Consider the following 22496-nt stretch of genomic DNA (forward strand, 5'->3'; position numbering starts at 1 on the left):
GCCCCGGACACAGGACGGCCCCCGCGACCGGTGTCGCGGGGGCCGTCTCGCGTTCTACTGCGCGGACTCGGGCTTGTCCGCCTTCGGCGTGGCGTCCACGCCGGCCTCCTTGCGCTGGTCCGGGCTGATCGGGGTGGGCGCCCCGCTGAGCGGGTCGTAGCCGGACGCCGTCTTCGGGAACGCGATCACGTCCCGGATCGACTCGCCGCCCGCGAGCAGCATGCAGACGCGGTCCCAGCCGTAGGCGATGCCCCCGTGCGGCGGCGGGCCGTACTTGAACGCCTCCAGCAGCCAGCCGAACTTGCTCTCGGCCTCCTCCTTTGAGATGCCGAGCACGTCGAACACGCGCTGCTGCATCTCCGCGCGGTGGATACGGATCGAGCCGCCGCCGATCTCCATGCCGTTGCAGACCATGTCGTAGGCGTACGCCAGGGCCTCGCCGGGGTTGTCCTGGAAGTTGTCGGCCCACTCCGGCTTGGGAGAGGTGAACGGGTGGTGGACCGGGGTCCAGCCGCCCTCGCCGTCCTCCTCGAACATGGGGGCGTCGACGATCCACAGGAACGACCACTGCGACTCGTCGATCAGGTCGCAGCGGCGGCCGATCTCGAGGCGGGCCGCGCCGAGCAGGTCGCGGGAGGCCGCGCGCGCGCCGGCCGCGAAGAAGATCGCGTCGCCGGGCTTGGCGCCGGTCTTGCCGGCGAGGCCGGCCAGCTCGGTCTCCGACAGGTTCTTGGCCACCGGGCCGCCCAGCGTGCCGTCCTCCTGGACCAGCACGTACGCCAGGCCGCGGGCGCCGCGCGACTTGGCCCACTCCTGCCAGGCGTCGAGCTCCTTGCGGGTCTGCGAGGCGCCGCCCGGCATGACGACCGCGCCCACGTACGGCGCCTGGAAGACGCGGAACGAGGTGCCGGAGAAGTAGTCCGTGAGGTCGGTCAGCTCGACGCCGAAGCGCAGGTCCGGCTTGTCCGAGCCGTAGCGCGCCATCGCCTCGGCGTACGTCATCCGGGGCAGCGGCGTCGGCAGCTCGTAGCCGATCGTCTCCTTCCAGATCCGCCCGATGAGCGCCTCGCCCAGCTCGATGACGTCGTCCTGGTCCACGAACGACATCTCGATGTCGATCTGGGTGAACTCGGGCTGCCGGTCGGCCCGCAGGTCCTCGTCGCGGAAGCAGCGGGCGAGCTGGTAGTAGCGCTCCAGGCCGGAGACCATGAGCAGCTGCTTGAACAGCTGCGGCGACTGCGGCAGCGCGTACCAGTTGCCCGGCTGGAGCCGTACGGGCACCAGGAAGTCGCGGGCGCCCTCGGGCGTCGAACGGGTCAGGTTCGGGGTCTCGACGTAGACGAAGCCGCGCTCACGCATGACCTCGTTGGCGAGGTAGGTCGCCTGCGAGCGGATGCGCAGGGCGTCGGCGATCTTCTGGCGGCGGATGTCGAGGTAGCGGTACTTCAGCCGCGCCTCCTCCGACACGCCCGCGTTGCCCTCGATCGGGAACGGCAGCGGGGCCGACTCGCTAAGCACCTCCACCTCGGAGGCGACGACCTCGATCTCGCCCGTGGGCAGATCGGGGTTCTCGTTGCCGGCCGGGCGCCGGCGTACCTCGCCTGTGACCTTCACGCAGTATTCCGCGCGCAGGTCGTGGGCGTGGTCCTCCTCGCGGAAGACCACCTGGGCCGAGCCGGAGGCGTCGCGCAGGTCGATGAAGACCACGCCGCCGTGGTCGCGCCGGCGCGCCACCCATCCGGCGAGCGTCACCTTCTGGCCCGCGTGCTCCTTGCGGAGCGTGCCTGCCTCGTGGGTGCGGATCACGAGAGTTTCCCCTTCAAGAACTCGACGACCTCCGCGAGCGGAACCGCGGTCTGGTCGGCTGTGGTCAGGTCCTTCACTTGCACGGCGCCCGCCTCGATATCTCGGTCGCCGAGGATGAGCGCGTACCGCGCGCCGCTGCGGTCGGCGGCCTTCATCGCGCCCTTGACGCCACGGCCGCCGAAGGCCATGTCTACGGCGAGGCCGGCCCGGCGCAGCTCGCTCACCAGGGGGAACACCCGCCGCCTGGCCTCCTCGCCGAGCGGTACGGCGAACACCTCGACGCCGCGGGGCCGCTCGGCGAGCAGGCCCTCGGCCTCCATCGCGAGCACCGTGCGGTCCACCCCGAGGGCCCAGCCCACGCTGGGCAGTGCCGGGCCGCCGATCTGCTCGCTCAGCCCGTCGTAGCGCCCTCCCCCGCCGACCGCCGACTGGGCGCCCAGGCCGTCGTGCAGGAACTCGAAGGTCGTGCGTGTGTAGTAGTCGAGGCCGCGCACGAGCCGGGGGTCGTCCTCGTACCCCACGCCGGCGGCCGTCAGCAGGCCCCTGACCTCCTCGTGGTAGGCCTTGCAGGCCCCGCACAGGTGGTCGGTGACCAGCGGCGCGCCCTCCAGCTGCGCGCGCACCTCGGGACGCTTGTCGTCGAGCACGCGCAGCGGGTTGATCTCGATCCGGTTGCGGGTGGCCTCGTCGAGGTCCAGGCCGCGCAGGAAGTCCTGGAGCGCGGCGCGGTAGGCCGGCCGGCACTCCTTGCAGCCGAGCGAGTTCAGCAGCAGCCGGACGCCGCGCAGGCCCAGTGAGGCGTAGCCGTCCATCGCGAGGACGATGAGCTCGGCGTCGAGCGCGGGATCCTCGGCCCCCAGGGCCTCCGCTCCCACCTGGGAGAAGTGGCGGTAGCGGCCGGCCTGGGCCCGCTCGTAGCGGAAGTAGCTGCCCGAGTACCAGAGCTTGATGGGCAGCGGGCCGCCGTACAGGCCGTGTTCGAGCACGGCCCGCATCACGCTCGCGGTGCCCTCGGGGCGCAGCGTCAGCGACTGCCCGCCCCGGCTCGTGAACGTGTACATCTCCTTGGTCACGATGTCGGTCGACTCGCCGACGCCGCGGGAGAACAGCGCCGTGTCCTCGAAGGCCGGCGTCTCGACGTAGCCGTAGCCGGCGCGGCGGGCCGGCGCGGCCAGGGCGTCCCGTACGGCGAGAGCCCACTCCGAACGCGGGGGCATCCAGTCGAAGGTGCCCTTGGGCGCCTGAAAGGTCATCACAATCCCCTGGTCGGGCCTGCGTGCGGCGCGACGTCCCTGAGGAAGGGGTTGGTCGCGCGCTCGCGGCCGATGGTCGTCTGCGGTCCGTGGCCGGGCAGGACCGTGGTCTCGTCCGGCAGCGTCAGCGTCTTGGCGAGGCTGCGCAGCATGGCGGCGTAGTCGCCGCCGGGCAGGTCGGTACGGCCGATGGAGCCGGCGAACAGCAGGTCGCCCGCGAACAGGACCTCGGAGTCCTCGACGGGCGTCCGGAACGTCACCGACCCCCAGGTATGGCCCGGCCTGTGCTCGACCGTGAGCTCCAGCCCGGCCAGCGACAGCACGGCCCCGTCGGCCAGCTCCCGCACGTCGTCGGGCTCGGAAAGTTTCAGCCCGCCGAACACCTGGCCCGCCTGCGGCGGGAACCCCTTCGCCGGGTCCGACAGCAGGTCGCGGTCCTCGGGATGGATCCACGCGGGCACGTCGCGGGCGCCGCACACCGGCGCCACCGACCACACGTGGTCGATGTGGCCGTGGGTGAGCAGCACCGCGACCGGCTTCAGCCGGTGCTCGCGCAGCAGCGCGTCGAGATCCTCCACGGCGTCCTGACCTGGGTCGATGACCACACACTCCTCGCCTGCTGCGGGAGCGACGACGTAACAGTTGGTCTGGAACGACCCTGCGGGAAACCCGGCGACGAGCACGGAAGCGGCCTCTGCGTCTCTACGGATCAATCAAGGATTGCGCGAGCGAATGTAACCGAAGGGTACCGGTGCGGGTCGGCAGGCTGCGAACCAATACCCGTCAGCCGATACGATTCGCCCACCTCAATAGTCATTCTTGGAGCAGTCGAGCCGGATGCTATAGAACGGGCCGCCATTCCCGGAGCACCTCCGGGCGTGGCGGGCACGCGCCGGCGAGATCGCGTCCGGGCGTACGACCATGGGAAACAGGACAAGTCGGGAGGTCGAAGTGGTCACCGGCAAGGACCGGCAGAAGCAGCTGGCCCGGGAGCACTACCAGCGGCAACTGCAGGCACGCGCGGAACGCGAGCAGAAGGTGCGGCGCAACGCCGTCATCGGCACCACCGCGGCCGTGGTGGTGGTGATCGGCGGAGTCGTGGCGGCCACGACCCTGCTCGGCCGCGACCACGACGACGCCGCCACGGCGTCGGCGAAGCCGTCGGCGAGCATCAAGCCCGCCGTGGCCGACCCCAAGCCGTACGACCCGGCGAAGGGCACCTGCGGCTACGTCGCCGACGAGGGCAGCGGTCAGGTCAAGAACGTCGGCATGCCGCCGGAGAAGGTGAGCACGGCCCCGGCGACCATGACCATCAAGACCAACCTCGGCGACATCGTCGCGCGGCTGGACAGCGAGAAGGCGCCCTGCACGGTCAACTCGTTCAAGTTCCTGGCTTCCAAGGACTTCTTCGACGACACGAAGTGCCACCGGATGGGGACGGACTTCCCGATCCTGCAGTGCGGCGACCCGCTGGCCAAGGCCGACGGCGAGAACCCGACCGACGGCCAGGGCGGGCCGGGCTACCGGTTCGTCAACGAGAACCTGGCGGGCGCGAAGTACACGCGGGGCGTGCTCGCGATGGCGAACAGCGGCCCGAACACGAACGGGAGCCAGTTCTTCATCGTGTTCGGGGACACCGGGCTGACGCCCGACTACACGCCTTTCGGTACGGTGACCAAAGGACTCGAAATCGTGGACAAGGTCGCCAAGAAGGGCGTCATCGCCAGTGCCGGCGGGGACGGCACCGGTGCCCCGAAGCAGCCTGTGGTCATCAAAGACGTGACAATCACCAGCAAGAGCTGACGTAATACAACCAAGGGCACATCGAGCCCTGGAGGCTGATTCAAGTGCGGGAGGACACGGTGAGCACCGACCCGTGGGGCCGGGTAGACGAGGACGGCACCGTCTACGTGCGTACGGCTGAGGGAGAACGGGCCGTCGGGTCCTGGCAGGCCGGCGAGCCGGAGGAGGCGCTGGCCTACTACCGCCGGAAGTTCGACGAGCTGGCGGGCCAGGTGCAGCTCCTGGAGCAGCGGGTGCGCGGCACCGACCTCGCGCCGGCCCAGGCCGAGGCGAGCATCGCCAAGCTGCGCGAGTCGGTGACCGACGCCCACGCGGTCGGCGACCTCGGCTCGCTGCAGGACCGGCTGACGGCGCTGACCGAGCTGGTCGGCAAGCGGCGCGAGGAGCTGCGGGCGGCGCGTGACCAGGCCCGGGCGCACGCGCGCGAGGTGAAGGAGCGGATCGTCGCCGAGGCCGAGCGCATCGCCGAGGAGACGACGCACTGGAAGTCCGGCGGCGAGCGGCTGCGGCAGCTCGTCGAGGAGTGGAAGGCCGCCGAGCGGGTCGACCGGGCCACCGAGGCGACGCTGTGGAAGAGGCTCTCCACGGCGCGTACGGCCTTCGCCAAGCGGCGCAAGGCGTACTTCTCCTCGCTCGACCAGCAGCGCGACGCGGTGCGCGGTACCAAGGAGCGCATCGTGGGCGAGGCGGAGGCGCTGGCCGACTCGACGGATTGGAACGCCACCGCGGCGGCCTACCGGGAGCTGATGCGCGAGTGGAAGGCCGCGGGCCGCGCCTCCCGCGAGGTCGAGGACGAGCTGTGGACGCGCTTCAAGGCCGCCCAGGACCAGTTCTTCCAGGCCCGCTCGGCGGTCTTCGCCGAGCGGGACGCCTCCTTCGCCGCCAACGCGGAGGTGAAGGAGGCCCTGCTGGCCGAGGCCGAGAAGCTGCTGCCGGTCACCGACGCCCGTGCCGCGCGCTCGACGCTGCGGGGCATCCTGGAGCGCTGGGAGGCCGCCGGGCCGGTGCCGCGCGACCAGCGCGACCGCCTGGAGGGCGGGCTGCGCAAGGTCGACGACGCGGTGCGCAGGGCCGAGGAGGCCGAGTGGAAGCGCTCCAACCCCGAGGCCAGGGCCCGCGCCCAGGACACGGTCAACCAGCTACTCAAGTCCATCGGTCAGCTGGAGACCCGGCTGGCCAAGGCCCAGGCGGCGGGACGGGACAAGGACGTCAAGGAGGCGGAGGAGGCCCTGTCCGCCCGCCGCTCCTGGCTCCAGGAGGCCGAGCGCACGCTCGCCGAGTTCTCCTGACCGGCCTCATGTGACCGTCGATCCCGGCGTGACCGCGCGTCACGCCGGGATCGGTGCGCGTGCGGGTCCGCGCCCGCGTGGGAGGACGTCCCCCGTCGCGGGCGCGGGCGGGCGCAGCCCTCCAGCCGGTCAGGCCGCGGCCGGCGTCAGCTGGTCACGCGGTAGACGTCGTAGACGCCCGCGACGTTGCGCACCGCCTTGAGCACGTGGCCGAGGTGCTTCGGGTCGCCCATCTCGAACGTGAACTTGCTGATCGCCACCCGGTCGCGGCTGGTCGTCACCGACGCCGACAGGATGTTCACGTGCTGGTCGGACAGGGTCCGCGTGACGTCCGACAGCAGCCGGGGCCGGTCGAGCGCCTCCACCTGGATGGCGACGAGGAAGACCGAGTCGTCCCCGGGCGACCAGGCGACCTGCACCAGCCGGTCGGGGTGGGCGCTGAGCTGCTCCACGTTGGGGCAGTTGGTGCGGTGCACGGAGACGCCGTGCCCCCGCGTGACGAACCCGACGATCTCGTCCCCCGGCACCGGGGTGCAGCAACGCGACAGACGGACCCACACGTCGGGGTCGCCCGCGACCATGACACCGGCGTTCGAGTTGGCCCTCAGACGGCCCTTGAGCCGCGTCGGGACCTGGGCCTCGGCGATGTCCTCCTCGGCCCCCTCGACGCCGCCCAGGGCCTGTACGAGCTTGTCCACCACCGCCTGGGCCGTGATGTGCCCCTCGCCGACGGCCGCGTACAGCGCGGACACGTCCGCGTAGCGCAGGTCCCTGGCCAGGGCCAGCAGCGCCTCGCCGGACATCAGCCGCTGCAGCGGCAGGCCCTGCTTGCGCATGGCCCGCCCGATCGCCTCCTTGCCCGCCTCGATGGCGGTCTCGCGGCGCTCCTTGGTGAACCACTGGCGGATCTTGTTGCGGGCCCGGCCGCTCTTCACGAACTTGAGCCAGTCTCTCGACGGGCCCGCGTCCGGGGACTTCGACGTGAAGATCTCGACGGTGTCGCCGTTGCCCAGGCGGGACTCCAGCGGCACCAGCCTGCCGTTCACCCGCGCGCCGATACATCGGTGGCCGACCTCGGTGTGCACGGCGTACGCGAAGTCGACCGGGGTGGCGCCCTCGGGCAGGGCGATCACCTGGCCGCGCGGGGTGAAGACGAACACCTCCGACACCGACAGGTCGAAGCGCAGCGACTCCAGGAACTCCCCGGGGTCGGAGGTCTCCTTCTGCCAGTCCAGCAGCTGGCGGAGCCAGGCCATGTCGTTGACCTGCTTGACCTTGCCGGGACCCGCCCCGGTCATCTCCTCTTTGTACTTCCAGTGCGCGGCCACGCCGTACTCGGCGCGGTTGTGCATGGCCCGCGTGCGGATCTGCAGCTCGATGGCCTTGCCCTCGGGGCCCATGACCGTCGTGTGGAGCGACTGGTACATGTTGAACTTGGGCATGGCGATGTAGTCCTTGAACCGCCCCGGCACCGGCTTCCACTGGGCGTGGATCGTTCCGAGCGCGGCGTAGCAGTCGCGGACCGTGTCGACCAGGACGCGGATGCCCACCAGGTCGTAGATGTCGTCGAAGGCCACGCCCTTGGCGATCATCTTCTGGTAGATCGAGTAGTAGTGCTTGGGCCGGCCGCGCACGGTCGCCTTGATCTTCGCCTCGCGCAGGTCGGCGGAGACCTTCTCGATGACCTCGTGCAGGAACAGGTCGCGGCGGGGCGCGCGCTCCGACACCATCCGGGCGATCTCGTCGTACCGCTTGGGGTAGAGCATGGCGAACGCGAGGTCCTCCAGCTCCCACTTGATGGTGTTCATGCCGAGCCGGTGCGCCAGCGGCGCGAAGATCTCCAAGGTCTCCCGGGACTTCTGCTGGCGCTTGTGCTCGGGCATGTAGCGCATGGTCCGCATGTTGTGCAGCCGGTCGGCCAGCTTGATCACCAGTACGCGGATGTCGCGCGACATCGCCACGACCATCTTGCGCACGGTCTCGGCCTGCGCCGCGTCGCCGAACTTCACCTTGTCGAGCTTGGTCACGCCGTCGACGAGCAACGCGATGTTGTCGCCGAAGTCGGCTCGTAACTCGTCGAGGCTGTAGGCGGTGTCCTCGACGGTGTCGTGCAGCAGGGCGGCGCACAGCGTCTCGTCGTCGGTGCCCAGCTCCGCCAGGATCGTCGCCACCGCGAGCGGGTGGGTGATGTAGGGGTCGCCGCTCTTGCGCTTCTGATCGCGGTGATGGTAGGCGGCGACGTCGTACGCCCGCTCGATCAGCCGCAGGTCGGCCTTGGGATGGGTGGCACGGACCGTCTTGAAGAGCGGTTCCAACACCGGATTCATAGCACCCCACTGCCCCCCGAACCGGGCGAGCCTTCGTCGCGTGGCCGTAGCCGGCCTGTCCTCCGGGCTCTCCGCCGGGTCGCGCGCCGCGTCAGGGGGCACATCGGCGACGGGCTCGGGGGCGTCGCGGGAGATCACTCCGCGATCGACCCGCGCGCTGCCGGGCACGACCACATCACGGGGCACACAGACTCCTCACGTCGAGTCCAGATTCCACAGTGTATCCGTGCTGCCACAGCACTCTCGGCCACCCGCCCCCCGAGCGGCGGCTCCGCTCAGACGGTGAGCAGGGTCCGGACGTCCAGGCCCGGCAGGCGGTCGCGGCCGGAGAGGAAGGACAGCTCCATCAGGAAGGAGACGGCCACGACCTCCGCGCCCGTCCTCCTGACCAGCTCCACGGCCGCCCTGGCCGTGCCGCCCGTGGCGAGGACGTCGTCCACGATCAGGACCCGGTCGCCGGGGTCGAAGGCGTCGGCGTGCACCTCGATCGTCGCGGAGCCGTACTCGAGATCATAGGAGGCCTCGTACGTGTCGGAGGGCAATTTGCCCTTTTTGCGCACTGGGACGAACCCCGCGCCGCTGCGGTAGGCCACCGGCGCGGCCAGGATGAAGCCCCGTGCCTCGATGCCGACCACCTTGTCGAACTCCAGGCCGTCCCCGAGTTCGCCCACGACCTGGGTGAAGGCGCCGTGGTCCGCCAGGAGCGGAGTGATGTCCTTGAAGAGGATGCCCGGCTTGGGGTAGTCGGGGACATCCCTGATGAGAGCCGTCCAGTCAGTCACGACGCTCACCCTAGCGGGCCCCCGGCGGGCTCGGAGAACGCGAAGACGCCCCCGGGACCTCGCGGGTTCCGGGGGCGTCTGCGGCGAACGCGGTCAGCTCTTCTTGCGCTTGTCCGTGGTCTGCACGGTGACGTTCTGCGAGCCCGCGGAGACGGGCTCCTTCGCCGTACGGGCGGCCTTGGCGGCGGAGGCCTCCTTGGCGTGCACCCGCTGGGCCAGCGCCTGCCACTTGGGCTCCCGCTCCTTGAGCGTGACCAGGATCGGCGTCGCCACGCACAGGGACGAGTACGTGCCGACGACCATGCCGACGAACAGGGCCAGCGACAGGTCCTTCAGCGTGCCGGCGCCGAGCAGCGTGGTGCCGATGAACAGGATCGCCGCCACCGGCAGGATCGCCACCAGCGAGGTGTTCAGCGAACGGATCAGCGTGTGGCTGAGCGCGTTGTTGGCGGCCTGTGTGTAGGTCATCTTCGCGCTCGTGCCGAGCTTGCCCGTGACCTCCTTGATCATGTCGAAGACCACGACCGCGTCGTACAAGGAGTAGCCGAGGATCGTGAGGAAGCCGAGCATGGTCGCCGGGGTGACCTCGAAGCCCGACCAGGCGTAGACGCCAGCGGTGATCACGAGGTCGTGGATGAGGGCGACGATCGCCGCGAGGGCCATCCGCCACTCGAAGGCCACCGACAGGTACAGCATGATCGCGATCATGAAGACAGCGAGGCCGATCCAGGCCTTCTGGGAGACCTCGCCACCCCAGGTCGCGCCGATGACCTGCGAGCTGACCTCGTCCTCCGTGATGCCGTACTTCTGGGCCACCGTCTGCTGGACCTTGGTCACCTCCTCGCCCTTGAGGCTCTCGGTGGTGACCCGCCAGTTCGGGCCGGCCTGCTGCACGATGACCTGGTGGACTCCGGCGTCCGCGACGGTCTCGCGGACCTGCTCGATGCTGGAGCCGGGCGTGCGCGTGAAGTCGAAGACCGAGCCGCCGCGGAACTCCACGCCCAGGTTCAGCCCGTTGAGCACCAGGCCCAGGATGGAGACGGCCAGCAGGAACACCGACAGGCCGTACCAGACCTTGCGCTTGCCGACGAAGTCGATGTTGATGTCGCCGCGGTAGAGGCGGCTGATCACTCCCGGCATCACGCCTCCTGCAGGGTCTGCTCGGCGGGGCTGGTGCGGCCCATGCGCTCCGCGTCGAGTCCGGACAGCTTGTGGCCCTTCGAGAAGAACCGCAACCGCGCCACGAGGGACATCAGCGGCTTGGTGAACAGGAACACCACCACGATGTCGATGAGCGTGGTCAGGCCCATCGCGAACGCGAAGCCGGCCACGTCGCCGACCGCGAGGAAGTAGAGCACCACCGCGGCGATGAACATGACGGCGTCGGCGACCAGGATGGTCCGCCGGGCGCGCCGCCAGGCCACCTCCACCGCCGAACGCAGCGTGCGGCGGCCCTCCTTGATCTCGTCGCGGATCCGTTCGAAGTAGACGATGAACGAGTCCGCGGTGATGCCGATCGAGACCACCAGACCGATGATGTGCGGCAGCGAGAGCCGGAAGCCGGCGTTGTGACTCAGCACGTCCACCGTCAGGTACGTGAACACGGTGGCCACGCCCAGGCTGGCCATGCCGATGAGCCCCAGGCCGCGGTAGTAGAGCAGCAGGTAGAACACGACGACGATCAGGCCGAGCGCGCCGGCGATGAGACCGCCCCTGAGCTGGTCCTGGCCGAGGGTCGAGGAGACCGAGACGACCGAGCTCTGCTGGAACTTCAGCGGCAGCGCGCCGTACTTGAGCTGGTCGGCCAGTTCGGTCGCGGTCTTCTGCGTGAAGCTGCCGGAGATGCGGGCGCTGCCGCCGGGGATGGCCTCCTCGATCGTCGGAGCGACGATGACGACGCCGTCCAGCACGTTGGCGAGCTGGTTGCGCGGGGCGGGCAGGCTGGTGATGCGCCGGGTGATGTCGGCGAACAGCGTCGCGCCCTTCGACTTGAAGTCGACCTGGATGATCCACTCACCGGTGGTGGGGTCGGTGCCCGCCTGCGCGCCGCTGATCTCGGTGCCCTGCACCGCGGCCTTGTCCAGGATGTACCGGGCCGTACCGTCGTCGCTGCAGGCGACGATCTGCTTGTTCGGGTCGTCGAGGGCGCCCTGGCCGCGGTTCTTCGCGGTGCAGTCGATCTTACGGAACTCGTCGAGCAGCGCCGGCTCGATGCCGCTGGTGTCCTGACCGGCCAGTGGGTCGCCGGCGTCATCCGGAGCGGCCGTCGGCGGGCTCGCAGCGGCCGAGGGCGAGGGCGAGGCCTTGGCCCTGGCGGCTCCCGCGCCGGCCCTGCGGTGGGTCGTGTCCCTCGTCGAGGTGCTCGTCGGCTCCGGGGACGGCGCGGTCAGCGCCTTCGACAGGACACGGCCCGCCGGAGAGGCGTTCCCGCTGGGAGCCGCGCTCTGCCTGGCAGGCGTCGACTCACTCGCAGTGGCCGCGGGCGTCGCCGCCGCCGACGAGCTCGGCGTGGGGGCCGCCGTGGGCACCTCGGCCGGCTGGTTCGTGGCGGCGGCCACCGCGAGAACCTGCCGCATGCGCAGTTCGGCGGTGGTCGACACCAGTCGCAACGCCTCGTCCCGGCCCGCGCCCGGGATCTGGATCACGATGTTGGCGTTCGCCTTCGCGACCTGGGCGTCGGAGATGCCGGTGCCGTTGACGCGCTGCCGGATGATCGTCACGGCTCGGTCGAGGCTCTCCTGCGACGGCGCCTTCCCGTTCGCCGTGACCGGCGAGAGCGTCACCGTGGTGCCGCCCGCGAGGTCGAGGCCGAACTTGGGGACGAACGCCTTCTGGAGGGCGACCGTCGCGCCCATGACGAGGATGAGCACAAAGAGCAGCAGGAGTGTGCGTCCAGGCTTGCTCTGGCTACTTGTCGGTGGGGCCACTGGAGGTCAGTTCTTTCGTCGAAAAGTTGTGATCAGCCTACTCAGGACTGCTTGGTGCTCGTGTCGTCACCGTTCCCCGTGTCGGAACCTTCCGTCACGGTCCCCTCGGTCTCCCCGCTCGTCACCTCGTCGACGGGAGTGAGCACCCGGCCGATCGCCGCCTTGACCCAGCGGGTCTCGACACCGGGGGCCAGCTCCAGCACGACGTCGTCGTCCTCGAGGGCGACGACCGTCGCGAACAGGCCTGTCGTGGTCATGACCCGGACGCCCGGGGTGAGGGAGTTCTGCATCTGGATCTGCTCCTGCTGCCGCTTGCGCTGAGGGCGGATCAGGAGGAAGTAGAACACCACTACCAGCAAGATCAGTGGCAGGAACGTCCCAAGCGGGTTGTTACCCACGGGGGCCACCCTTCCGTAACGTGATGAACCGGCCTGGCGCCGGAGGTCTTGTGCGCTTCACACGCGGGCCACCGCGACGCTTCTCGTGTCGCAAGAACGGCCAGTCAAGCCACGCAGTGTATGCGAGCCTGCAGAAGCCCGGCAACGAACCCACGGCCCGGCGGGCAGGAAAGTTCCCGTTTCATGGGCTTCGCAATCGGTCTGTTACCTCTTTGCCCCGCTTTCCGCTTCCAGCCGCCGAGTCCGAGCCGGCGCCGGTGGAGGGGCGCTCACTTGTCGTCGAAGAGCGTGGGCGCGGCGACCGCGCCCACGGCGTCGGGGGGCGGAGTCATGCCGAGGTGCGCCCAGGCCGCGGCGGTGGCGACGCGGCCCCGCGGGGTGCGGGCCAGCAGCCCCTGCCGCACCAGGAAGGGCTCGGCCACGACCTCGACGGTCTCCGGCTCCTCCCCCACGGCCACCGCGAGCGTCGACAGGCCCACCGGGCCGCCGCCGAACTTGCGCAGCAGCGCGTCGAGCACGGCCCGGTCGAGGCGGTCCAGCCCCTCGGCGTCGACCTCGTACAGGTTGAGCGCCGCCGCCGCGACGTCCCTGGTGATCACGCCTTCGGCGCGCACCTCGGAGAAGTCGCGCACCCGCCGCAGCAGGCGGTTGGCGATCCGGGGCGTGCCGCGTGACCGGCGGGCGATCTCGTGGGCACCTTCATCCGGCAGATCGACCGACAGCAGGCGGGCCGAGCGCCGCAGGACCTGCTCGAGCTCGGCCACCTCGTAGAAGTCCATGTGCGCGGTGAAGCCGAACCTGTCACGCAGCGGCGCGGGCAGCAGCCCCGCCCGCGTGGTGGCCCCGACCAGCGTGAACGGGGCGATGTCGAGAGGGATCGAGGTGGCGCCGGGGCCCTTGCCGACCACGATGTCGACCCGGAAGTCCTCCATGGCCAGGTAGAGCATCTCCTCCGCCGGGCGGGCCATGCGGTGGATCTCGTCGATGAACAGGACCTCGCCCTCGGTCAGCGTGGACAGGATCGCGGCGAGATCGCCCGCGCGCTCCAGCGCCGGCCCCGAGGTCATCCGCAGCGGCGCGCCCAGCTCGGAGGCGATGATCATGGCGAGCGTCGTCTTGCCGAGCCCGGGCCCCCCGCTCATCAGGACGTGGTCGGGCGGGCGGTTGCGGCGCAGGGCGCTCTCCAGCACCAGCGAGAGCTGCTCGCGCACCCGGCCCTGCCCGATGAACTCCTCAAGACGCCGGGGACGCAGCGCGGCCTCGATCGCCCGCTCGTCACCCTCCGGTTCGGGCGACACGAGATCCCGCTCGAAGCTCACTCGACACCATCCGCTCGGCCTGCCGGGAGTCCGCTTCCCGGTGAAAATTTCATCGAACCATCAGCCCGTCACACGGTCACCGCACGCTCAGCGCGCGCAGGGCGGACTTCAGCAGCACGGCCACCTGCGGGGCGCGGCCGGCCGCGACCTCCGCCTCGGCCTCCGCGGTCACCGCCGCCACCGCCTCGTCGGCGTCGCGGGACGAGTAGCCCAGCCCCACCAGCCCGGAGTGGACCTGGTCGCGCCAGGCCGGCGGAGCGGCCGAGCCGTTCAGCGCGGCGTCGACGGCCCCGGCCGGGGTGCCGAGCTTGTCCTTGAGTTCGAGCACGATGCGCTGCGCGCCCTTCTGGCCGATGCCCGGCACCATCGTCAGGGCCTTGATGTCGGCGCTCGCCACCGCGACGCGCAGGGCGTTGGGCGCGTGGACCGCGAGCATGGCCAGGGCCAGGCGCGGCCCGACCCCGCTGGCCGTCTGGAGCAGTTCGAAGACGGTGCGCTCGTCGTCGGAGGCGAAGCCGTACAACGTGAGGGAGTCCTCGCGGACGACGAGCGAGGTGGACAACCGGGCGGGCTCGCCGACGCGCAGCCCGGCCAGGGTCCCGGGGGTGCAGTGGACGAGCATCCCGACGCCGCCCACCTCGACCACGGCGCTGTCGGCCCCGATGGCCGCCACCTGTCCCGCAACGGATGCGATCACCGCGTGCTCCCTCCCCGGTCCGAACGCCCGGCCGCGACTTCGCCGGGCGTCCCAGTCCTACCAGAGCCCGCGGGCTTCGCACCGCCGTGACGGGCCCTGGCCAGGGCGTCGGCCAGGCGGTGCTGAACGCCGCCGCGCCAGACGTGGCAGATGGCCAGGGCGAGCGCGTCGGCGGCGTCCGCCGGCTTGGGCATGGCGTCGAGCCGCAGCAGCCGGGTGACCATGGTGCCGACCTGCTTCTTGTCGGCGTTGCCGTTGCCCGTGATGGCGGCCTTGACCTCGCTCGGCGTGTGCAGCGCGACCGGCAGCCCCCGCCGGGCCGCGCAGACGATCGCGACGGCCGACGCCTGGGCCGTCCCCATGACCGTGCGGACGTTGTGCTGGGCGAAGACCCGCTCGACGGCGACCGCGTCCGGCTTGATCTCGTCGAGCCAGCGCTCGATCTCCGCTTCGATGACGACCAGCCGGGACCCGATGTCGTCGTCGGCCGGGGTGCGGACCACCCCCACCGACAGCAGGCTCAGCGGCGCGCCCGGACGGCCCTCCACGGCGCCGAGACCGCACCGCGTCAGCCCCGGGTCCACGCCCATCACCCGCATCTGGGGCAACCGCACCGGCACGCCTCCCTGATCCCGGCCGGCGCAGCCACCGCACCTCACCGCCACTGCGCCGAACACCTGTTCGGCCGGTCACTCTATCGCGATCAGCGGCGGCGCGGGTGCGTCAGAAGTAGTCGATCATGTACGCGGCGCAGCCGAAGGCCGCGTCCAGTGCGTCGTCGGCCTCGGGAGAGCCGCCGGTCAGCAGGCCGGCGCGGCGGAGCGTGGCCGTGGACACGCCGGCGAACAGCGCGGACATGCCGCCGATCGTGAGCCGGGTGCTCTCCCCGGGCACGGCGTCCAGGCGCGTCGCGGAGCCGGAACCGCCGTCCACCCGCAGCAGCCACGCGCCCGCGTCGCCGGGGCGCCGGGAGTCGGTCACCTCGACGGGGATCTCGACGGACACCCCGGCGGGGAAGCCGCGCCCTCCGACGGCGGCGGCCAGGTCGATCAGCCGGAACATCCACCGGGTCTGGGTGACCTCGTCCTTCGACCGCTCCCGCAGCATCCAGAGCACCGGGTCGGCCGGGTCGGCGCAGGCGGTCACCGACTTCGCGACGGACGAGGCGCTGCCGACCATCGACCACAGGGCCCGGGCCGTCGCCTCCGACCCCGCGAGCAGGTTGTCGACCTCGATGTCCCCGTCGTTCCACCGGTAGACGACGAACCCGTCCTCGGCCAGGTAGCAGAAGTCGTCGTCGTCCTCGAGCCACAGGCGCCAGGTCCGCTCGTCGAAGGACAGCGGCCCGCTCGCGCGCGTGGCGGCGTGCACTCTGCCGATCAAGGCGACGAGCTCGGCCGCGTCGGCCGGGCCCATCCGGCGCAGCTTGACCGCGCCGCCGGGGTCGCCCACCGTACGCAGCGCCTCCGCGGGCAGGGTGATCCGCTGGAGCACGCCGGCGTGCTCGTAGCCCGCGCTCCGGTACAGCGGCGTGGTGGCCGGGTACAGCGCGGAGACCGCGTGGCCGAGCTGCGCGCAGCGCTCGAGCACCGCGTCCATGAGCGTCCGGCCCACTCCCCTGCCGCGGTCCTCCGGCGCCACCGTCACGCCCGCCACACCGCCCATCGACTGCGGGCGGCCGTGCCACCACTGGACGTACGGGTTGATCCTGGCCGTGCCGACGAGGCGGGTGCCGTCGAAGGCGCCGAGGTAACGGCCCTCGGGCAGCATCGGGGAGACGAGCTTGCGCCACGTCTCCGCGCCGTCGCCGGACAACGGGCCGAAGGCGCGCCTGCGGGAGTCGAGGACCGCGTCCAGGTCGTCGCTCGTGAGATGACGGATTTCCACAGCAGGTCAGGCTATGCGGGCGCCGGTGGCCGCTGCCACCGGTTTTCCACCCTTCTGCCCGGATTCGGCGTCAGGCCTCGACCTTCTCCATGACCTCGTCGCTCACGTCGAAGTTCGCCCAGACGTTCTGCACGTCGTCGCTGTCCTCGAGCGCGTCGATGAGCTTGAAGACCTTGCGGGCGCCGTCCTCGTCGAGGGGGACGTTGAGCGTGGGGACGAAGCTCATCTCGGCCGACTCGTAGTCGATCCCCGCGTCCTGCAGCGCCTTGCGCACCGGGATGAGGTCGGAGGCCTCGCAGACCACCTCGAAGTTCTCACCGAGGTCGTTGACCTCCTCGGCCCCCGCGTCGAGGACGGCCATGAGCACGTCGTCCTCGGTCAGCGACCCCTTGGGGACGATCACGACGCCCTTGCGGTTGAACATGTACGACACCGAGCCGGGGTCGGCGAGCGAGCCGCCGTTGCGGGTCAGCGCCACGCGCACCTCGGACGCCGCGCGGTTGCGGTTGTCGGTGAGGCACTCGATGAGGACCGCGACGCCGCCCGGGGCGTAGCCCTCGTACATGATCGTCTGCCAGTCGGCGCCGCCGGCCTCGAGGCCGCCGCCGCGCTTGCGGGCCCGCTCGATGTTGTCGATCGGGACCGAGTTCTTCCTGGCCTTGGTGATGGCGTCGAACAGCGTGGGGTTGCCGTCCGGGTCGGGCCCGCCGGTCCTGGCCGCGACCTCGATGTTCTTGATGAGCTTGGCGAAAAGCTTGCCGCGCTTGGAGTCCAGCGCCGCCTTCTTGTGCTTCGTCGTCGCCCATTTGGAGTGGCCGGACATCGCCTAGAGCTCCCTCACCATCTCGACAAAATACGAGTGCACCCGCGCGTCGCCGGTCAGCTCCGGATGGAAGGACGTCGCGAGCAGCGGTCCCTGACGGACCGCGACGATCCTATCCCCAGCTTCGGTGCGGCCCAGCACCTCCACGTCGGGCCCCACGGACTCGACCCAGGGCGCGCGGATGAACACGGCCCTCATCGCCCCGCGCCCGGCGAAGTCGAGATCGGCCTCGAACGAGTCGACCTGGCGGCCGAAGGCGTTGCGGCGGACCACCATGTCGATGCCGCCCAGCGTCTCCTGGCCCTCGATGCCGCCCCGGATGCGGTCGGCCAGCATGATCATGCCGGCGCACGAGCCGTAGGCGGGCATGCCCTCCTTGATCCGCGACCGCAGCGGTTCGAGCAGCTCGAAGGCGGTGGCGAGCTTCCAGATCGTGGTCGACTCCCCGCCCGGGACGACCAGCGCGTCCACCGCGGCGAGCTCCTCCTGCCTGCGCACCGGCACGGCGGTCGCGCCCGACTCCTCCAGAGCGCGGATGTGCTCGCGCACGTCGCCCTGCAGGGCGAGCACGCCGATCTTGGGTGCGGACCTCACGGTTTCCCTTCCTGTGGTGACCCTGTTCAGGGTATGGCCACGGTCTTGCGCGCCCAAAACGATAAATCAGGCGCGACCCAGCTTGGCGAGGGCGGGAAGGGCGCGGGCGATGGCCGAGCGTTCCTCAGGTGTCAGCGTGTCCAGCCGCCCGGACAGGTAGGCGACCCGCGCCCGCCGTACGGCCCGGAGGCGGTCGCGGCCCTCCCCGGTCAGCTCGACGGTGCGCACCCGCGCGTCGGAGGCGTCGGTGCCCCGCGCGACCAGGCCGGCCTCCTCAAGGCGGTTGACCTGCACGGTCATCGTGGGGAGCTGCACACCGTGCTCCTCGGCCAGCTCGGTCATCCGGCGCGCGCCGGTCTCCAGGGAGCCGAGCACGGAGTACTGCTGGCTGGTGACCGGCTGCCCCGCCGTCGTACGGCGCAGCAGCATCACGATGTGGCGCAGCTCGCGTGACAGGGCCTCGGCGAGCCGCCCGGTGTCGTCGGTCGTCATAGCAGGTCACGATAACGGGGGCCGGGCCGGAACGGACGAAGCGGGCGGCGCCCCGGAGAAGGGGGCGCCGCCCGCCGGGGGCGCGTCGTTCAGGGGCGCTCGGTCTCCTGCCGCACGGTCGCCTCCACCATGTCCTCGGCCGTCATCTCCCGCCGCGCCGCGATCGAGGGGTCGAGCGGGCGCAGGTAGGTCTGCCGCACGCCGGGCACCCTGTCCTCGATCACGAACGTCGCCCTCGTGTGCGCCTCGGAGCCGGGGGCGGAGACGACGGGCACCACCCTGAAGTCGGCGGTCATCGCGTCCTTGTCGATCTTCGTGAGGACGTAGCCGCGCTGGTTGTTGTAGAACTTCAGGTGGGGGTTGATCTTCAGGAACGGGTGCGCCGCCGGGTCGGAGTCGGCTCCGTCGCCGGTGGTGCTGATGGACGTCGTCACCAGCTCGGACCCGACCGTGGGGCCGGTCGGGTCGTCGTAGTCCAGCTTCAGGTCACTGGCCCAGTGCGCGTGCACGTCTCCCGTGAGCACGACGGGGTTGCGGACGCCGGCGTCGATCCAGCCCTGGGTGACACGCTGCCGCGAGGCGACGTAACCGTCCCAGGCGTCCTGGCTGGTGATCTTCACCGGCCCGGCGTTGTTGTCGCGCTGGGCGAAGAAGACCTGCTGGCCGATGACGTCCCAGCGCGCCCGCGATCGCCGGAAGCCGTCGAGCAGCCACGCCTCCTGTTCGAAGCCCATGATCGAGCGGGCCGGGTCGACCGCCTCCGGGCAGTCCTTGTAGCCGTCGCCGCAGCCCTGGTCGTCGCGGAACTGCCGCGTGTCGAGCATGTGGAAGTTCGCCATCGCCCCCCACCGGACGCGCCGGTAGAGCTGCATGTCGATGCCACGCGGCACGGAGGTGCGGCGCAGCGGCATGTTCTCGTAGTAGGCGCGGAAGGCGGCGGCCCTGCGCTCGAGAAAGGTGGGCTGCTCCTCCGGGCGCTCCGGCATCTCGTCGGCCCAGTTGTTGTCCACCTCGTGGTCGTCGAAGACGACCAGCCACGGCGCGCCGGCGTGCGCGGCCTGCAGGTCGGGGTCGGTCTTGTACTGCGCGTGCCGCTGGCGGTAGTTCGCCAGCGTCATCGTCTCCGGCCCTTCGTGATCGCGCACGTTGCCGCCGGGGGCGACGTAGGTGTTCCTGGTGTACTCGTACTGGTAGTCGCCCAGGTGGAGGACCAGGTCCGGGTGGTCCTCGGCGAGGCGGCGGTAGGAGGTGAAGTAGCCGTGCTCGTACTGCGCGCAGGACACGAAGGCCATCGTCAGCGGACCGCCGAACGACAGCGGGTCCGGCGCGGTCAGGGCCCTGCCGGCCGGTGAGACGTACGGCCCTACGCGGAAGCGGTACCAGTACTCGCTGCCGGGCCGCAGGTGGTCCACCTCGACGTGGACGCTGTGCCCCCATTCCGGGCTCGCCTCGGCCACGCCCGCCCGCACCACGCGGCGGCAGCTCTCGTCGGCGTAGACCTGCCACTGCACCGTGAACGCGCGCTTCGGCATGCCGCCGAGCCCGTCCTCGGCGAGCGGCTGCGGGGCGAGGCGGGTCCAGATCACGAAGCCGGTGTGGTCGGGGTCGCCCGAGGCCACCCCGAGCGTGAACGGATCGGCGCGCAGGCCGCGGGAGGCGAGTTCGCCCGCGGTCTCAGGCGATGGCGTGGGGGCCGCCGAGGCGGTCGCGGGTGCCGCGGCGACGGCGCCGGCGGCGGCGAGTCCGGTGACGAGGAAGGAACGACGATCGAGGCCGGGCAACTGGGCTCCCTGGGACGATCAGTGGGGACGCCCGCAGCCTGACGATCGATCGTGACTGGAGAGTAAAGAGCGGCGGAACGATATCGGTCACCCGAAAGGCGACATCACCGCACGGTCATCCCGGCCTCTGCCGCCCAGACGACGAGAACGCCCGGCCGGGATCTCCCAGCCGGGCGTGTCTCCCCGCGTGCCGAGCACGCGGGGCTGTCTACCAGCCGCGCTCGGCGAGGCGGTGCGGCACGGGGATGTCGTCGACGTTGATGCCGACCATGGGCTCGCCCAGGCCGCGCGAGACCTTGGCGATCACGTCGGGGTCGTCGTAGAACGTGGTGGCCTTGACGATGGCGGCGGCGCGCTTGGCCGGGTCGCCGGACTTGAAGATGCCCGAGCCGACGAACACGCCCTCGGCGCCGAGCTGCATCATCATCGCGGCGTCGGCGGGAGTGGCGATGCCGCCCGCGGTGAACAGCACCACCGGCAGCTTGCCGGACTTGGCGACCTCGGCCACCAGCTCGTACGGCGCCTGCAGTTCCTTGGCCGCGACGTACAGCTCGTCCTCGGGCAGCGAGGTGAGGCGCTTGAGCTCGCCCCGGATCTTGCGCATGTGGGTGGTGGCGTTGGAGACGTCGCCGGTGCCGGCCTCGCCCTTCGAGCGGATCATCGCGGCGCCCTCGGTGATGCGGCGCAGCGCCTCGCCGAGGTTGGTGGCCCCGCACACGAAGGGGACGGTGAACTGCCACTTGTCGATGTGGTTGGCGTAGTCGGCCGGGGTCAGGACCTCGGACTCGTCGATGTAGTCGACGCCGAGCGCCTGGAGCACCTGGGCCTCGACGAAGTGGCCGATCCTGGCCTTGGCCATCACAGGGATGGACACGGCGCCGATGATGCCCTCGATCATGTCGGGGTCGCTCATCCGGGACACGCCGCCCTGGGCGCGGATGTCGGCGGGAACGCGCTCGAGCGCCATGACGGCGACGGCTCCGGCGTCCTCGGCGATCTTGGCCTGCTCCGGGGTGACGACGTCCATGATGACACCGCCCTTGAGCATCTCGGCCATGCCGCGCTTCACGCGGGCGGTGCCGACGGCGGTGGTCTCGTTGACTTCGGGGGTGCTGCTGGACACGGTGCTACCTCACGACGGCGGGCCTACGGATTCCTCTCCATGGTAGGCGCTGGCCGCCGCCGCACCCGACGCGCCCACATGGCGGAGTCGATCAAGTTTTTTGTCCATCACGGCGCGACGGGCTTGCGCGAGGCGAGCACGACCCAGACCTGGCCGCGGGCGAACGGCATGGGCGTGCCGTCGGCCGTGGTGTAGGTGGTGCCCTCCTTCTCCGAGGGGCGCGACCACTTCACCCGGTAGGCCTGGCCGTCCCTGAGCACGACGCCGGTGCCCTTGCCCACCGTGTGCACGAGCGGGGTGTAGCTGCCGGTGAAGTCGTGGAACTCCGAGCGGTCGGTCTTCACCCACTGGATGACGATCGTGGGGGCGCCCTGCTGGCCGCCCTCGGCGGCCATGTCCTTCTCGCCGTCCTGGGTGACCAGCCAGCGCTTGTGCGCCGCCGACCAGGTGAACGTGAAGCGCGCCGCCGGATAGCGCACGCTGACGCTCTTCTGCGGCGTGCCCCCGGCGGGCGGCTCGTCGGAGAAGACGAATCCGATGTCCTTCGCCCTGCTCGCCTGCGGCGCCTTGGCGAGCAGCTGCCTGGGGCTGCCGACCAGGTTGTACGGCGCGACGCGGCCCGGGGCGCGGGTGTAGGCACCGGGGACGCGGCTGTCGGACACGTCGAACAGCGAGGCCTTCTGGACGAAGGGGATCATCTTGGTCTGCACCCCGGAGTAGGCCAGGGCGGGCTTGCCGAACATCGGGAGGATGTGCAGGTCGGAGATGCGCGCGCTGCGGACCGGCCCCACCTGCGCGGGCAGCTTCGAGGAGAAGATCGCCATGAGCCGGGTGAGCCCGCCCTCGACCTGCTCGACGTAGACGATGTCGGCGCTGCGCACACCCATCTGCGGCTTGCCCGCGTGGGTGTTCTCGATCTTCACGGCGAGGACGGGCCTGCGGGAGGCGACCGGGCGGCCGGTGAACGGGTGCTCGGGAGGCGGCGTCGGCGACGGGGACTCCAGCGGGCTCGCCCCCTGGGACTGCGCGGCCGGCCTGTCGTCGCCGGAACACGCGGTTCCGGTCAGGATGACCGCCATGGCCAGCGTGAAGCCGATCCCTGCCCGCACCGTACCGCTCCTCCCGGTGGAAGCCCCCGCCACCAGGCACGACGGGCCTGGCCCACGCGGACCCGTTGACCAGCATGGCAATGAAA

20 protein-coding genes are annotated in these 22496 nt (G+C 71.0%); 2 read left to right on the plus strand and 18 right to left on the minus strand.

Annotated features, from left to right (window positions below; translation table 11 throughout):
- Positions 1-54: 54 nt before the first annotated feature.
- The 3 genes from aspS to ACWEQG_RS04610 are packed head-to-tail and all read right to left on the minus strand — an operon-like array spanning position 55 to position 3742.
- Complete coding sequence (aspS, locus tag ACWEQG_RS04600; protein WP_363468995.1) at positions 55-1806, minus strand: aspartate--tRNA ligase; 1752 nt, start codon at positions 1804-1806, stop codon at positions 55-57.
- Positions 1803-3059 carry a histidine--tRNA ligase gene (hisS, locus tag ACWEQG_RS04605; RefSeq protein WP_452281713.1) on the minus strand — a complete coding sequence of 419 codons (1257 nt, stop codon included), beginning with the start codon at positions 3057-3059 and terminating at the stop codon, positions 1803-1805. The genes aspS and hisS overlap by 4 nt, the downstream gene beginning before the upstream one ends.
- On the minus strand, positions 3059-3742 hold the full coding sequence (locus tag ACWEQG_RS04610; protein ID WP_452282852.1) for an MBL fold metallo-hydrolase: 684 nt from the start codon (positions 3740-3742) through the stop codon (positions 3059-3061). Before ACWEQG_RS04610 ends, hisS begins: the two co-directional genes overlap by 1 nt.
- Before the next feature lie 268 nt (positions 3743-4010).
- Between ACWEQG_RS04610 and ACWEQG_RS04615 the strand changes: the two genes are divergently transcribed.
- The gene (locus ACWEQG_RS04615) at positions 4011-4862 is read left to right on the plus strand and encodes a peptidylprolyl isomerase (protein ID WP_363468992.1); all 852 of its coding nucleotides are present in this window, start codon (positions 4011-4013) and stop codon (positions 4860-4862) included.
- Positions 4863-4921: 59 nt separating this feature from the next.
- On the plus strand, positions 4922-6151 hold the full coding sequence (locus ACWEQG_RS04620) for a DUF349 domain-containing protein (RefSeq protein ID WP_452281715.1): 1230 nt from the start codon (positions 4922-4924) through the stop codon (positions 6149-6151).
- Between the two features lie 146 nt (positions 6152-6297).
- Here ACWEQG_RS04620 and ACWEQG_RS04625 read toward each other — a convergent pair whose 3' ends face one another.
- The 15 genes from ACWEQG_RS04625 to ACWEQG_RS04695 form a co-directional block, all read right to left on the minus strand.
- Complete coding sequence (locus tag ACWEQG_RS04625) at positions 6298-8478, minus strand: RelA/SpoT family protein (RefSeq protein ID WP_452282854.1); 2181 nt, start codon at positions 8476-8478, stop codon at positions 6298-6300.
- 275 nt (positions 8479-8753) lie between these two features.
- Positions 8754-9260 carry an adenine phosphoribosyltransferase gene (locus tag ACWEQG_RS04630; RefSeq protein ID WP_363468988.1) on the minus strand — a complete coding sequence of 169 codons (507 nt, stop codon included), beginning with the start codon at positions 9258-9260 and terminating at the stop codon, positions 8754-8756.
- A 93-nt stretch (positions 9261-9353) separates the two neighbouring features.
- A complete protein-coding gene (gene secF, locus ACWEQG_RS04635; protein ID WP_452281717.1) occupies positions 9354-10400 on the minus strand; it encodes a protein translocase subunit SecF in 1047 nt (348 codons plus the stop codon).
- Entirely contained in the window at positions 10400-12130 is a 1731-nt protein-coding gene (secD, locus tag ACWEQG_RS04640; protein ID WP_452281719.1) for a protein translocase subunit SecD, read from the minus strand. The genes secF and secD overlap by 1 nt, the downstream gene beginning before the upstream one ends.
- Before the next feature lie 98 nt (positions 12131-12228).
- On the minus strand, positions 12229-12585 hold the full coding sequence (yajC, locus tag ACWEQG_RS04645; RefSeq protein ID WP_452281721.1) for a preprotein translocase subunit YajC: 357 nt from the start codon (positions 12583-12585) through the stop codon (positions 12229-12231).
- A 269-nt stretch (positions 12586-12854) separates the two neighbouring features.
- A complete protein-coding gene (ruvB, locus tag ACWEQG_RS04650) occupies positions 12855-13904 on the minus strand; it encodes a Holliday junction branch migration DNA helicase RuvB (protein ID WP_363468980.1) in 1050 nt (349 codons plus the stop codon).
- A gap of 76 nt (positions 13905-13980) precedes the next feature.
- Entirely contained in the window at positions 13981-14601 is a 621-nt protein-coding gene (ruvA, locus tag ACWEQG_RS04655) for a Holliday junction branch migration protein RuvA (RefSeq protein WP_452281723.1), read from the minus strand.
- A complete protein-coding gene (gene ruvC, locus ACWEQG_RS04660; protein ID WP_363468029.1) occupies positions 14598-15200 on the minus strand; it encodes a crossover junction endodeoxyribonuclease RuvC in 603 nt (200 codons plus the stop codon). The genes ruvA and ruvC overlap by 4 nt, the downstream gene beginning before the upstream one ends.
- Positions 15201-15324: 124 nt before the next feature.
- Complete coding sequence (locus tag ACWEQG_RS04665; RefSeq protein WP_452281725.1) at positions 15325-16488, minus strand: GNAT family N-acetyltransferase; 1164 nt, start codon at positions 16486-16488, stop codon at positions 15325-15327.
- Positions 16489-16558: 70 nt separating this feature from the next.
- On the minus strand, positions 16559-17311 hold the full coding sequence (locus tag ACWEQG_RS04670) for a YebC/PmpR family DNA-binding transcriptional regulator (RefSeq protein WP_357048673.1): 753 nt from the start codon (positions 17309-17311) through the stop codon (positions 16559-16561).
- Positions 17312-17314: 3 nt separating this feature from the next.
- Positions 17315-17905 carry a pyridoxal 5'-phosphate synthase glutaminase subunit PdxT gene (gene pdxT / locus ACWEQG_RS04675; RefSeq protein WP_363467989.1) on the minus strand — a complete coding sequence of 197 codons (591 nt, stop codon included), beginning with the start codon at positions 17903-17905 and terminating at the stop codon, positions 17315-17317.
- Positions 17906-17971: 66 nt separating this feature from the next.
- Entirely contained in the window at positions 17972-18397 is a 426-nt protein-coding gene (locus tag ACWEQG_RS04680) for a MarR family winged helix-turn-helix transcriptional regulator (RefSeq protein ID WP_452281727.1), read from the minus strand.
- 89 nt (positions 18398-18486) lie between these two features.
- Complete coding sequence (locus tag ACWEQG_RS04685; RefSeq protein WP_452281729.1) at positions 18487-20178, minus strand: alkaline phosphatase D family protein; 1692 nt, start codon at positions 20176-20178, stop codon at positions 18487-18489.
- A 208-nt stretch (positions 20179-20386) separates the two neighbouring features.
- A complete protein-coding gene (gene pdxS / locus ACWEQG_RS04690) occupies positions 20387-21301 on the minus strand; it encodes a pyridoxal 5'-phosphate synthase lyase subunit PdxS (protein WP_452281731.1) in 915 nt (304 codons plus the stop codon).
- Positions 21302-21408: 107 nt separating this feature from the next.
- Positions 21409-22410, minus strand: coding sequence for a DUF3048 domain-containing protein (locus ACWEQG_RS04695; protein WP_452281732.1), 1002 nt, complete (start codon positions 22408-22410; stop codon positions 21409-21411).
- Positions 22411-22496: the final 86 nt, after the last annotated feature.

The sequence above is a fragment of the Microbispora sp. NPDC004025 genome (genome assembly GCF_053604425.1).